Here is a 12,483-nt window from a genome sequence, read left to right on the forward strand (position 1 = left end):
GGGGCGCCCCCTTTCGCGTGCGCGGGCGGGACCGTCAGGAGTCGGAGGGCAGCCGGCGCACGTTGCTCGGCGGCACGTACCGGCCGCTCTCGCCGCCGGTGCGCGGGTAGGGCAGGCGGGTGCCGCCCGGGGTGTGCGCGGGCACCGGGATGGCGGGCGCCCCCGGCAGCGGTCGGCCGGCGCTCTCCTTCATCCGCCACACCACGATCACGCCGACCGCGCCGGCGACCATCACCGGCCACGCGGGCGCGTACAGGTTGCCGGTGGACCGGACGAGCGCCTCGGCCAGCAGCGGGGTGGTGCCGCCGAACAGGGCCACCGAGATGTTGAAGCCGATGGCCAGGGCGCCGTAGCGGACGCCGGTGGGGAAGAGCGCGGGGAGCGCGGCCGGGGCGGTGCCGGAGAAGTGCACCAGGGTGATCGCCAGCAGCACGACGCCCAGGGCGACCGCGCCCGTGTCGCCCGTCTGCAACAGCCAGAACGCGGGCAGGGTCAGCACGATGGAGAACAGGCTGCCGGACAGCAGCACGGGTCTGCGGCCCACCCTGTCGCCGAGCCTTCCGAAGCCGGTGACGGCGAGCAGCATGAGCGCCATCGCGCCCAGGGTGAGGAGCAGCGCCGTGGTGGAGCCGTAGCCGAGTTCGGCCTCCAGGTAGGTGGGCAGGTACGCGGTCACCATGTAGTTGTTGACGTTGAACACCAGCACCAGGCCGATGCACAGCAGCAGGTTGTGCCACTGGCCGACGACGGTCTCGCGCAGCCGGCCCTTGTGTCGGCGGCCGTCGGATTCCCCGGCGGACCTTCGGGTGTTCTCGGCGAAGACGGGCGTCTCGTCGAGTTTGACCCGAAGGTACAGCCCGATGGCGCCGAGCGGCAGGGCGAGCAGGAACGGGACCCGCCATCCCCAGGCGAGCATGGCGTCGGAGCCCAGCAGCAGGGTCATGGCGGTGACGATGGCGGCGCCGCCCACGTACCCGGCGACGGTGCCGAACTCCAGCCAGGAGGCGAGGAAGCCGCGTCGTTCGTCGGGCGCGTACTCGGCGACGAAGGTGGCGGCGCCGCCGTACTCGCCGCCGGTGGAGAAGCCCTGGACCATGCGGGCGAGCAGCAGCAGGAGGGGCGCGGCGACGCCGATGGTGGCGGCGGAGGGGATGAGGCCGATGCAGAACGTGCCGGCGGCCATGAGCAGCATGGTGGAGGCCAGGACGCGCTTGCGGCCGATGCGGTCGCCCAGCGGGCCGAAGAACATGCCGCCGAGCGGGCGGACGAGGAAGGCCGCGGCGAACGTGGTGAAGGTGGCGATGAGCTGGACGCCCTGGGACTGCGACGGGTAGAACACCAGGCCGATGGTGACGGCGAGATAGCTGTAGACACCGAAGTCGTACCACTCGGTGGCGTTGCCGATGGCGGCGGCGGTCACGGCCTTGCGCGTGGTGCGGTGTTCGGTGGCCAGGGTCCCGGAGCCCGTCGTCTCCGACGGCTTCTCGGGCCGGCCCCCGGGCTGGTGCTCGATCACGTGTCCCCCTTGTTTGATCACTCAAGGGAACACGATAGTGACTTCAAGTGATTTATCCGTGTTCATCGGGGTGTTCCGCCCGTGTCGTCGACCCCGGGCGCGAGCGGTAGCGTGGTCGGTGTCGGCGGAGGGGGAGACATGGACAAGGTCCTGGTCAGCGCTTGCCTGATGGGCCGGCCGGTGCGCTACGACGGGCGGGCCAAACCGGTCGACGACGCGCTCCTCGACCGCTGGCGGACGGAGGGGCGCCTGGTCGTCCACTGCCCGGAGGTCGCGGGCGGGCTGCCCGTGCCCCGGCCGCCCGCCGAGATCGAACCCGGTGCCACGGCCGCCGACGTGCTCGACGGCCGGGCCGGCATCCTCACCCCCGACGGCGACGACGTCACCGCGTACTTCGTGGCCGGGGCCCGCGCCGCCCTGGCGTTCGCCCTCGACCGGGGGGTGACGGTGGCGGTCCTCAAGGCGTCCAGCCCCTCGTGCGGGTTCCACGAGGTCTACGACGGCACCTTCACCGGGCGCAGGCGTGCCGGGCGGGGCGTGACCGCGCACCTGCTGGCCGAACACGGCATCGCGGTCTTCGACGAGCACGGGATCGGTGCCGCCGACGCCCGACTGCGGGGCGTCGGCGACACCGCCGTTCAGGGCCGCACGACCTCGTAACGGGCGCAGGCGAAGTCCCCGGCCCGATGCACCTCCACCGGCTTCAGGTCCACCCGCCCCGCCAGCAGCGGCGCCCCCGCCCCCAGGGTGACGGGCGCGATGGACACGATCACCTCGTCCAGCAGGCCCAGCCGGGCCAGGTCCGCGGCGACCTTCCCGCCGCCCATGAGCCACAGGTCCTTGTCCCCGGCCGACTCCGCCGCCTTCGCGTGCAGGGCGCGCAGTTCGTCGTCGGAGTCGGCGGACGCGAACCGGATGTCGTTCCCACCCTCGAACGCGGGGAGTTCCCGGTGGGTCAGCACCCAGGACGGCATGGCGTACGCCCAGCCCTCGCCGCCCTCGTGCCGGTGCACCCACTCGTAGGTGCTCGCCCCCATCAGGAGGGCGCCGATCCCCTTCAGGAACTCCCCGATCTCCCCCTCCGCCTCATCGGAGTCGGTGGCGAACAGCCAGTCCAACGAGTGATCCTCGGTGGCGATGAAGCCGTCCAGGCTGGTCGCGGTGTTGTAGACGGTCCTGGTCATGAAGTGCCTCCGTAGTGGTCCTGAAGCCAGAGAAGGGGATCCCCGTGATCCACCTCCACCCCCTCGGCGCGCAGCATCTGGCGCACGAGTTGCCTGCGGTGCGACGCGTAGGTCAGAACGTGCGCGATCACCCCGCCGAGCAGGAAGCTCTCGGGTGGATCGCACAGGGCGTCCACCAGCCGGTCGCCCCAGGCGCCGCGACGGCCGATGCCCTCGACCGTCGCGATCCAGTGCGGGCCGATCTCCCGGTGGCGGGCCGCCAACCCGGCGGGGTCGTCGGCGCCGCGTTCGGGGAAGTCGGCCCCGTCGATCGAGGCCGACCACATCTCCTTGGACCACACGAGGTGTTCCAGCACGGCGGCGATCGACTCCTCGGGGCCGTCCCATTCCAGGACGGTCCGACCCGGGGCGTGCGCCCTGCGGTAGGCCTCCTCCGACAGGCCCGCGGCCACCCCGATGAGGTGCCCGGTGTCGGCGATGTCGTGGTGGACCTGGAGGGACACGAGGTCCATGCCGGAACGCTCCTCGGGTCGCGACTCGATCCACAGGTGGATCGGCGGGTGGAAGTGGATGCCGTTCGGGGCGGGCAGCCAGGTGCCGCTCCCGGGGGTGGTCGCCCCGGGAGGGTGACCGAAGGCCCGCCCGAACGCGCGGGTGAACCCCTCCACCGAGCGGTAACCGGCGGCGAACGCCGCGTCGGTGACACTGGTGCCCTGGCCGATCTGCCAGGCCGCGCGCTCCAGCAGCACCCGTCGGCGCAGCGCGACGGGGGACTCCCCGGTGTCGCGGCTGAGCCGTCGGGAGAAGTGGAACGGTGAGCTGAAGGCCCGTGCGGCCATGTCGCCCAGGGTGGAGTCGTCCTTCTCCAGGACCGCGTCGAGCAGTTCGCGGAGCCGGTCCCGGCCGGTGGTGGGTTCGGTCATGCGACCAGTATGTTCGCCCGGGTCGGCGCGGCGCTTGACCGTTCTTGCGCACCCGCGCGCCGCGAACACGCGCTCTCCCGCCGACCGCGACGTGGGGTGCGGCGGTCCGTCTCCGAGGAGGACGGGCACCTGCGGGCGGTCCCGGCCGGCCCCGAGGGCGGGTCCTCCAACGGCTCGACGTCGCCCCGGGCGGGTGGCGGGGCGCGTCTCCCCGGACCGGTCGCCGAAGGTGTGCGTTCCGGGCGTCGGGGTAGCGCCCACTCCGAGGGGCCACCCGGGGAGGGGATCACCATGATCGAACGCGAGGTGACGGTGCGCGCGCCGGACGTGGAACTCGACGGACGCTGGTCGACCTCTCCGGACGCCGTCGGCGCCGTGGTCTTCGCCCACGGCAGTGGCAGTTCCCGGCACAGTCCCCGCAATCGGGCCGTCGCCGACGTCCTGCGTCGGTCGGGGATCGCGACGTTGCTGTTCGACCTGCTCACACCGGAGGAGGAACGGGTCGACCGGATCACGCGCGAGCTGCGCTTCGACATCGACCTGCTCACCCGGCGCCTCACCGGGGCGGTGGACTGGCTGGCCGCGCGGGAGGACACGGCGGGGACGCCCATCGGGCTGTTCGGCGCCAGCACCGGTGCCGCGGCGGCGCTGCGGACGGCGGCCGAGCGACCCGACGCGGTCACGGGGGTGGTCTCACGCGGTGGCCGCCCCGACCTGGCGGGTGGCGGGGCGCTCCGGGCGGTGCGCGCCCCGGCGCTGTTCATCGTCGGCGGTGCGGACACCGACGTGCTGCGGCTCAACAAGGAGGCGCTCGACCGGCTCGGCGGGGCCGGTCGGATCCGGGTGGTCCCCGGCGCCACCCACCTGTTCGAGGAGGAGGGCGCGATGGAGGAGGTGGCCGACGCCGCCGGGGAGTGGTTCGTGCGCGTCTTCGGCGCACCGGGAGGGTGAGCGCGGCGGGCGCCCCGCCGGAGGGGAACTCCGGTGCGAGAGCACCCGGTGATGCGATAGAGTCTTGCCCGTTGGCGCCGCTGCGGCGGAGGTCGACGGACGGGACGTAGCGCAGTTTGGCAGCGCACTTGACTGGGGGTCAAGGGGTCGTGGGTTCAAATCCCGCCGTCCCGACAGAGCGATAGCGGTTCGGAGAAGGGTCCACCGTCAGGTGGGCCCTTCTCCGTGTTCCCGGTGGGGTCGAACCGGGGGCGGGTGGGCCGTTGGCCCACGTCGTGCAGGATGGCGTCCATCGCCCGTGCTCCGGATCGAAGTACCGGCCGGAGTTGGTGACGGTAGACGCGCTCCGTGGTGTCGGTGCCGTCGTGGCCCACGAGGAGTGAGATCTCCTCGATGCTCACACCGTGGTCGGAGAGCAGCGACACGAAGGTGTGGCGCAGCTCGCGCGCTGTCCATTCGTTCTGGTCGAGTCCTGCCTTTCTCATGATGGTGCGCAGGTCCCGCAGGACGTTGTGGTGGTCCAGCGGTGTCCCGTGCCCGGTGCAGAACACCAGGTCGTTGTCCTGCCACAGCTCGGCCGCCGCGAGACGCTCCCGCGCCTGCATGGCCTTGTGCGCGGTGATCGCTTTGACGGCGATGCGGGGCGGTTCCAGGGAGCGCCGTGACCGTCGGGTCTTGGTGTCCCCGTTGCCTCGCACCGAGGTCCACACGTGGATCGTGGGGACCGTATTGTCGGTGTCGATCTGCTCCCACCTCAGCGCCCGGATCTCCTCGGTCCGGGCTCCGGTGACGATGGAGAGCACCAGGTGGGCGTACCACCGCGTGCCTTCCGCCGCCTTGAGCACCGCCACGGCCTGTTCCAGCGTCATGGACTTGGAAGGCCGTCCGGGCTTGTCGCCCTTGAGCCTGCCGCGCTGGTCCAGCCGGGCGAGTTCGGCGACGTTGCGGGCCACCATCTCTTGGACCTGTGCGTAGCGGATGGCGCGTTCCAGCAGGTTGAGCACCAGCCGCAGCGTCCGTGAGGACAGGTGCGGTTTGCGGCCCCGGAGCCAGGCGAGCACATCGGCCACCCGTAGTTCGGCCAGCAGGTACCGGCCGAGGTAGGGGGTGATGTGCGTACGCGCGAGCCGTGTGTAGTTGTCGCGTGTGGTGGGTGCCAGGTCTGTGGTCTGGTCCCGCAGGAACTCCGCCACGCAGTCGGCGACGGTGTAGCGGGCGGGGGAGTTGACCCCCTGGTCCAGCTCTTCCAGCACCTGGGCGAGTTTGTCGTAGAGGGTGTGCTTGCTCTTGCTGCTGACCTTCTTGACCTGGCAGCGGCCGGTGTGCGGGTCCTGGCGGAGGCGGATCTCCGCGCGCCAGAGGCGGCGTGCCTTATCGAGGTAGACCGACACGTCGGGTCGGTCGGCCAGGTCTGCCCTGGTGGGCTTGCGTGGTGTTCTGGGCACCACTCCTCGTCTTTCCCGGGAACGGTCCCGTCCGGCCTAGGCCTGCGCCTGCTCCTCTACGAGGTGGTTGATGTAGGTCTCCAGGGCGGAGTGGGGGACGAGGCGTCGCCGGCCGACGCGGACGGAGGGGAGCTGTCCGGTGGCGATGAGCTTCTTGACGGTGGTGGTGCCCAGGCTCAGCGCGTGGGCGGTTTCCTGGACGGAGTACGCGACCTTGTGTTCCACACCGGGGTCCCTTCTCGCGGACGGGTTTCACTTCCTGGTCGCGATCGGAGGGCCTGATCGGGTTCAGGTGGGGTGTGGAAGGCGTGCGTACGCACTGCGGGCCCTGCCGCTAGAAGCGGCAGGGCCCGCAGAAGAACGGAGATCCGTTGTGCTCATGCCACTAGTGGGGTGGTGTGTGGGGGGGAGGGACGGCTCTACTCGGTCGCGCCCTTGACGGCTGTGAGGAGTGCTCCCCACTCCAACCGGGATGCTTCGATATGGCCGAGGGAGCGGTTCTGGGTGTCACGGAGGGCGGCGCCGTCAGAGGTTCGCTTGGCCTCCACGCAGTGGCCGCCGTTCCCTCCGCTGTAGGAAGACTTACGCCATTCCTTGGTGAGTTCCATCGCGGAACTCCTTCCTAATCGTGCGTAGACGCTCCAAGGAGACCTCTGGCGACCAGGCTACTCCGAGCAGTTCACCGAAAAGCTCGTGAGCCTCCTCGACCTTCGGGCCGTGGTACATGCTGCCCGATAGGGCGTTCTCCAGGTACAGGGCGTCCGGCTGGCCCTCGAAGGACATCAGGACCAGCATGCCGGTGTGGCCGGGGTGGAAGCCGGTCTTCAAGGGAACGATCTGCAACCCCAGCCTATGGGATTCCACCAGTTCGATCAGTTTGTCGAGCTGCTCCACCATGACCCCCACCCCTCCGGTGGGAGCCAGCAGGACGGCTTCATTCACGATGCTGTGCACCCTGGGCGGATCCGGCCTGTCCCAGATGCGCTGCCGTCGCATCCGTCCTTCGACGATCTCTTCCACCGCCTCGGGTGGAGCGAAACGGTTGGATGCCCTGGCCAGGGACCGCGCGTAGGCCCTGGTCTGGAGCAGCCCGGAGATGACCAGGGGGTGGAACTCACGGATGTGCGTCGCTGCCGGTTCGGCCTTCACCAACTCGGAGAGGAAGCTGGGATAGGACTCCCGGTTGCTGAGCTTCACCCACAGCTCTACGAGCTTGCCGTCCGCGCCGAGGAAGTCATCGATGAGGTTGACCTTGTCCCGGCTGGGCCAGTGGGTTCCGCTCTCGAAACCGCTGATCAGCGTGCCTGTCACTTGGATCCTGGAAGCTACTTGAGCCTGTGTCTTGCTGGCTGAGGTCCGATACTTCTTCAGCTCCGTTCCCCACTTCTTGGCGTGCGGCTTCACCTTCTTCTTCACCGATAAGCCACCCTTCACAACCTCGCCATAACCTCTTTGCACACAGATCTATCAGTGTTGAGAGGCTTGGTGATATCACTTCCCAGATAGAAGTGGGTTCCCCAAGCTGGGATCACCGGAGAACTTAACCCACGACACCTGAATGGGTTCCGGGATAACCAGGGAGGAACCACTCATGTCGGAAACGAGGGAAGCAGCCAAGCGGTTGTGCCACTGGGCGGATGAAAGCGGCCTGAAGGCGCTGCCGCATCCCGGCCAGGTGGTCGAGCTGAAGAAGGGGAAGCAGAGTCAGCACGTCCGTCTGTCCCGGACGGAGGGCGGTTGGTTCTGGTTCTGGCTCTGGGAGCCGTTCCGTACCGAGCAAGACGTGTGGGAGGCGGAGAAGGGCCTGCCCATGGGGCAGGAGCGGGACATGGTGCGCCGGGTACTGGCAGTGCTGGAGATCGCCGAGGCAGGGGAGAAGGTGACATGACCTCACACGAGTTCCCCCGTTACCTCGCGGAGGTCCCGCCCGAGGTCGCCGACACCCTCGCAGAAACCGAAGGGGTCGAGCGGGTCACCCACCGACAGGTCCTGTGCTCGGCGGTCGGGCTGCTCAACCTCAAGAAGCGTGGCACGCTCTTCTTCGCCAACGGCGGCGCGGTGCTCATCCGCCCCGGACAGAAGATGATCACCTTCTCCGAACTGCGGAGGGACGACCTGCCCAAGCGCTACCTCTGACCTCGCACGGCTCGGATCCCCCAACCCCTTCCACCGATCTCCGGTGGGAGGGGTTCCGTGCGGTAATGGAGCCTAGATCATGAATGCTCACTTGCACGCCGAACTCCACCGGTCTTTGCAGGTAGTGCTGCTGCCCAACTGCATCATGCTGTCTCGATACGACACCGCCCATGGCCGGAGGCTGGCGTTGTACCTCTCCTGGATCGTGGTCGCAAACAAGCCCGAAGTGGCATCCTAGGCAGCCCGCCGCATGCTGGAGATCGCCAATGGTCTCGGCAGCAAGCGCACCAACGAACGCCCCGCGTCGTGAGAAGGGCTCTGGAACGGTTCCGCGACGTTCCTGAGCTGCGCGATGCCCTGAGCGCGGCGTAGTCATTCCCATCCGCAGATCCGCGCGGAACTCAGTAGCTGAGTCGGCCCGTGGGTGCGTCGGTCGGTGCACCAATGGGGTGGCCCGTATGACGGGTGCACCCTTACGGATGTTTTTCCCTGTTCAAAGGATGCTGCACCCCGGTCGATGTGCTGCCCGACATGGGCTGCTAGCCAACATGGATTAATGAAATTCAATCTGTCTTTGAGTTCATTTCCACCTGTTCCAGAGACCACTGGGCTCGTGCCAAGACTTCGTCATAAGTTATTACTTCCGGGTGTGACAAATTATGTCGGTAGAGTTCGAATGATTTTACTTTTTCTGGATGGGGTGCTCCATTTTTTGTTAGGGAGGAGAGTTGTCCGATTACTAGGTAGGATCGAGGTGTTCCGGTATAAATTCTCTCTCCCGTTGGAAATCCTTCTGTGTCGCGAGTCTCTAGCCAGTTGCCGATATCTTCTTTGGCTCGCTCTGCGGTGATGTGAGCCTGGGCAACTCCTCCTGTCACTTCACGTGAAGGTGCCCAACAGCCTGATCGGTATTCGATTTTTTCAAGAAGTGGGTCGTCGTGCAACTTTATTTCTGCAAGAACGAGTGACCGAACGATGCCACTCGTTGTGAGCATGGCGTCTACTCGTTTTCCTGGGCCACCGACGCTAGCTCCTGCGACTGTCTTTTCAAGCTTCTCATCGTCCCATGCTGTGAAAAGTTGGCTTGAGAGTCCTACTCCGAGTATCCAAGGATTTTCTTCAAAGAACCTCTGCCATACAGATTCTCGGCTTCCTCCTTGGCGCTTTATCTCAAATTCTTCCGGGTTGTTAAGGAGCTTATCGAACTCCTCAAGTTTTTTCTTTCGGGCCGCAACGGCAACTACATCTTCCGCGCTTATATCGTTCTCAATTAGGAGTCTAAATTTTTCGGGGTCGATCTTGTACGCTACTTGGGCTGCCTGTGGCAGGGACATGGCAGAGCTCAGTAGTTCGTTGTCTATGGCAGGCTCGTCTGAGTTTTCAGGGCTTGTTTCCCTGAGTGTCAAGAACATGTTGATAAGGCGATCGGATGATTCCTTGTCTAGATTGAGGATGTTTTCGCTTTTTGCGTTTCCCGGGTTCCCGGTGATCTTGTCAAACTTGATCTCGGTCACGTTGCCTTGGTCGCGGACGATCTTCGCTCGAATCTGAACGCGCCCCTTGGCGCTCCGGTGGATTTCCACTTCTATTTCCTCGGCTTCTGTTGGTGTGTTTTGGTTTTGCTTTGCTTCGTAGATCACTTGCCATGAATACCTGGCTGTTGAACCCTTCTCGCTGTTGCGTCCAACTTTTAGAACAAAAGGTTTGCCAAAGTAAATTCTCCCTGGGGTTCGCAGAGATGCATAGTCGGCATCGCTGTTTGGCTCTGGTGGAAACAGGGATTTCCAGTCCATCATGGAGGCCCTTCTAGGGTGATGGCCTTTCGGGCTCTATTATGTCCCACATGTTCCCATGCTGCTTGGAAACCTGAGGATTCATCAGGAGAGGACAGGAGACCCGAGGTGGGGTAGCGGTGGGGTTGAAAAAGGGGCGCCTATGGGCGCCCCTCGGTGACCGGTCCCGTTGCTCGGTGGCCGGGGCGGGGGCCCGGCCTGCGGGTTCGTATTGTGGGGTGATGGTCCGCGACCCCCGGCGGCTACGCCGGGTGTGCCTGGGGGTCAAGGGGTCGTGGGTTCAAATCCCGCCGTCCCGACAGGGCAGTAGCAGGTCCGAGAAGGGTCCACCGTCAGGTGGGCCCTTCTCCGCGTTCCCGGCGGGGTCGGGGTGGGGTTGAACCGGGGTCGGGTGGGCCGTTGGCCCACGTCGTGCGGGATGGCGTCCATCGCTGGGGGCGCTGGCCGACGTCCCACCCCGGCCGGGACGCTTCGCCCCGGCCGGGGTCGACCGCCCGAAACCTCACATCCGCGTCACCGGAATCATCTCTTCCCCCACATGGCGGATGATCGCGTCGACGACGCGATCGAGTGGTTCGGTCGCGTCGATGACGATCCCGTTCTTCGGAATGTCTTCTTTCGTCCGGTGCAAGCGAACGACGAGGTCGCGTTCCGACCGCCTCGCGCCCCACTCGTCGTCCGGTCGCTCGTCGAGGCGTCGATTCAATGTTTCGAGGTCGACCTCAAGGACGAAGACGCCGTCGAAGAGGTCCATGAACTCTGCGGAGTTCCTGGAGCCGCCGCAGAAGAACGTCACCGTGCTGCCTTGGTCGGCGACCAGGGATTTCACCTTGTCGATATTCCAAATGTGGTGCTCGTGCCTGAAGCCGTCCGTTGGTCGTCCGGTTTTCGGGTCGCCTTGATAGGCCAACTCACGGTCACCATTGATGGCGTGGTGGCCTCGCCGATGCAATTCTCTACAGACCGAGGTCTTTCCGGTGCAGGAAACGCCTTCGATCAGATAGTTCCTCACGCCCATGGCTGGATTTTACAAGGGTATGTGAGGCGGGACGCAGGGTCTGGCAGGAATGTCCGGCCACTCGATCACCGTGGTCGGAGAGACGCCGACCCGCCGGTCGCCCGCCGGGCCCGGAGAAGCGTGAGGAGCATCGGTCGAAACCGGCGTGGGAGCACGGAAGGACCGGTCAAAAAGACCGCTCCGTCGTCGCGAGTCGCTCGACATCGGCGCAGTGGTAGCGATCCAGGCGGCCCGGGGCCGGCTCGTGGCGCTCAGCGGTGATCTCGAACCTGTCGGGCCCATGAGCCGGGAGAGCCGACCGGACCCGTAGCTGTCACGTGTGCCGGGTGTCCTCTTCTGGCGGGGTGCGGTTCCGGAACGGGATCGAGGAGAACACCGCGCCCGCCGCCGCCGAGTGGTCGCGGGCCGCGATCATCGTGAACGCGGAACGCGCGCGAACGCGGGACCGTCATCGGGCGAGGACGTTCGTGAACGCCCTCGCCCCGTACCCGGGCGGGTCACCTCACCGGCAGTGCCCGTTGCAGATCCACAGGAAGATGAGCCCGCAGCCGCGGACGTGCGTGCAGCCCTGGAACCCCGCGCAGACGTCGCCGCCACCACACCAGTCGTTGGACTGGGAGCAGGTGCAGTCGGCCGCCGCCGCGCGCACCGAGGACTCCTCGGGCGGACCGAGCGTGGCGAGCAGCGCGTGGGCCTCCCGCTCGCCGAAGGCGGCGATCGCGCTCTCCTTGAGATGGTCGAGTTCGGCGTCGGGTCCGGTGCGGAACGTGGTGAACAGGGCCGGCTCGGACAGCAGTTCCCCGGCGCGCTCCAACACCTCCCGCTGGGCGGCGGTCGGCTCGGGGTGCTCACGGCGGTAGCGGTCCAGGTGCTCGACCCACAGACGGCTGCGCGCCCGGGGGGACAGCTCGCCGAAGATCGCGCGGCGGTAGGTCATGGAGTGGGATCCGAAGGCGTCGAGCCGTTCCGGGAGCCGACCCCGGTTGGTCCGCGCCCAGGTCTGCGCCCGGGTGACCTCCGAGGCGTCGGCCAGGGCGGGGGTGCGTCCGGCCAGGACGAGGCCGACGGCCACGCCCAGTCCGGCACCCGCGCGCAGGAAACCCTTGCGGTCGACCCCGCTCCCGGCGCCCGGGTCGCGCAGGCGGCTCAGCGCGCCGATCAGGCGCAGGGTCGGGACGGGTCCCAGGCGGGTGAGGAGCCGGACACCGAGCGCCGGGCCGGTCCAGGCCCGGGGCCCGTCGGCGTCGACCCGGATCAGGGTGGGGGTCCACGGGGCGTGCGCTCCGTAGACCTCGCGCCGCCACCGCTCCACGTCGGTGTGCGCCAGGGGGAGGAGTTCGATCCTGTCCGAGCAGGTGTCCCGGACCATGTCGGACACGGCGCGGCAGCGCTCGCAGGACGCGTCGAAGGCCAGGATCCAACGGGGGGTTTCGCGTGGTCTCATCCTGTGTCTTTCGGTGGGGATCGGCCACTTCGTCGAATGTAGTTATTTCCTGGAACCCGGTTCCGGTCAAGGG

General features: G+C 67.2%; 14 protein-coding genes and 1 tRNA gene. 5 read left to right on the forward strand and 10 right to left on the reverse strand.

The features are described 5' to 3' along the window. Positions 1–34: 34 nt before the first annotated feature. A complete protein-coding gene (locus PWG71_RS03105; protein ID WP_446724964.1) occupies positions 35–1,516 on the reverse strand; it encodes an MFS transporter in 1,482 nt (493 codons plus the stop codon). A 138-nt stretch (positions 1,517–1,654) separates the two neighbouring features. Between PWG71_RS03105 and PWG71_RS03110 the strand changes: the two genes are divergently transcribed. Continuing rightward, the gene (locus PWG71_RS03110; protein ID WP_274807913.1) at positions 1,655–2,176 is read left to right on the forward strand and encodes a DUF523 domain-containing protein; all 522 of its coding nucleotides are present in this window, start codon (positions 1,655–1,657) and stop codon (positions 2,174–2,176) included. Here the strand turns inward: PWG71_RS03110 and PWG71_RS03115 are convergent. Both PWG71_RS03115 and PWG71_RS03120 read right to left on the reverse strand, forming a co-directional pair. Beyond that, complete coding sequence (locus PWG71_RS03115) at positions 2,155–2,700, reverse strand: dihydrofolate reductase family protein (protein WP_274807914.1); 546 nt, start codon at positions 2,698–2,700, stop codon at positions 2,155–2,157. The two genes, PWG71_RS03110 and PWG71_RS03115, sit on opposite strands and share 22 nt — an antisense overlap. Beyond that, entirely contained in the window at positions 2,697–3,623 is a 927-nt protein-coding gene (locus tag PWG71_RS03120; RefSeq protein ID WP_274807915.1) for a helix-turn-helix domain-containing protein, read from the reverse strand. The genes PWG71_RS03115 and PWG71_RS03120 overlap by 4 nt, the downstream gene beginning before the upstream one ends. Positions 3,624–3,914: 291 nt before the next feature. Between PWG71_RS03120 and PWG71_RS03125 the strand changes: the two genes are divergently transcribed. Both PWG71_RS03125 and PWG71_RS03130 read left to right on the forward strand, forming a co-directional pair. After that, positions 3,915–4,574, forward strand: a complete 660-nt coding sequence (locus PWG71_RS03125) for a dienelactone hydrolase family protein (RefSeq protein WP_274807916.1) — start codon at positions 3,915–3,917, stop codon at positions 4,572–4,574. A 100-nt stretch (positions 4,575–4,674) separates the two neighbouring features. Next, a tRNA-Pro gene (locus tag PWG71_RS03130) sits at positions 4,675–4,748 on the forward strand. Here PWG71_RS03130 and PWG71_RS03135 read toward each other — a convergent pair. From PWG71_RS03135 to PWG71_RS03150, 4 genes are all read right to left on the reverse strand, one after another. Next, positions 4,730–6,019 (reverse strand): site-specific integrase, encoded by a 1,290-nt coding sequence (locus PWG71_RS03135; RefSeq protein ID WP_274807917.1) that lies wholly within the window; start codon positions 6,017–6,019, stop codon positions 4,730–4,732. The genes PWG71_RS03130 and PWG71_RS03135 overlap by 19 nt on opposite strands. Before the next feature lie 36 nt (positions 6,020–6,055). Then, positions 6,056–6,244, reverse strand: coding sequence for a helix-turn-helix domain-containing protein (locus PWG71_RS03140; RefSeq protein ID WP_274807918.1), 189 nt, complete (start codon positions 6,242–6,244; stop codon positions 6,056–6,058). A 194-nt stretch (positions 6,245–6,438) separates the two neighbouring features. Further along, positions 6,439–6,627, reverse strand: a complete 189-nt coding sequence (locus tag PWG71_RS03145) for a DUF397 domain-containing protein (RefSeq protein ID WP_274807919.1) — start codon at positions 6,625–6,627, stop codon at positions 6,439–6,441. Beyond that, entirely contained in the window at positions 6,602–7,477 is an 876-nt protein-coding gene (locus PWG71_RS03150) for a helix-turn-helix domain-containing protein (RefSeq protein ID WP_342455934.1), read from the reverse strand. The genes PWG71_RS03145 and PWG71_RS03150 overlap by 26 nt, the downstream gene beginning before the upstream one ends. Positions 7,478–7,610: 133 nt before the next feature. Here PWG71_RS03150 and PWG71_RS03155 point away from each other — a divergent pair, with 133 nt between their 5' ends. Continuing rightward, on the forward strand, positions 7,611–7,907 hold the full coding sequence (locus PWG71_RS03155) for a hypothetical protein (protein ID WP_274807920.1): 297 nt from the start codon (positions 7,611–7,613) through the stop codon (positions 7,905–7,907). Next, complete coding sequence (locus PWG71_RS03160) at positions 7,904–8,155, forward strand: hypothetical protein (RefSeq protein ID WP_274807921.1); 252 nt, start codon at positions 7,904–7,906, stop codon at positions 8,153–8,155. Before PWG71_RS03155 ends, PWG71_RS03160 begins: the two co-directional genes overlap by 4 nt. A gap of 563 nt (positions 8,156–8,718) precedes the next feature. Here the strand turns inward: PWG71_RS03160 and PWG71_RS03165 are convergent. From PWG71_RS03165 to PWG71_RS03175, 3 genes are all read right to left on the reverse strand, one after another. Beyond that, positions 8,719–9,951 (reverse strand): Shedu immune nuclease family protein, encoded by a 1,233-nt coding sequence (locus tag PWG71_RS03165; RefSeq protein ID WP_274807922.1) that lies wholly within the window; start codon positions 9,949–9,951, stop codon positions 8,719–8,721. Between the two features lie 499 nt (positions 9,952–10,450). Then, a complete protein-coding gene (locus PWG71_RS03170) occupies positions 10,451–10,966 on the reverse strand; it encodes an AAA family ATPase (protein ID WP_274807923.1) in 516 nt (171 codons plus the stop codon). A gap of 502 nt (positions 10,967–11,468) precedes the next feature. Next, the gene (locus PWG71_RS03175) at positions 11,469–12,410 is read right to left on the reverse strand and encodes a bacteriocin fulvocin C-related protein (RefSeq protein WP_274807924.1); all 942 of its coding nucleotides are present in this window, start codon (positions 12,408–12,410) and stop codon (positions 11,469–11,471) included. Positions 12,411–12,483 lie beyond the last annotated feature (73 nt).

The sequence above is a fragment of the Nocardiopsis sp. N85 genome, from assembly GCF_028882275.1.
In the GTDB taxonomy this organism is placed as follows: domain Bacteria; phylum Actinomycetota; class Actinomycetes; order Streptosporangiales; family Streptosporangiaceae; genus Nocardiopsis; species Nocardiopsis lambiniae.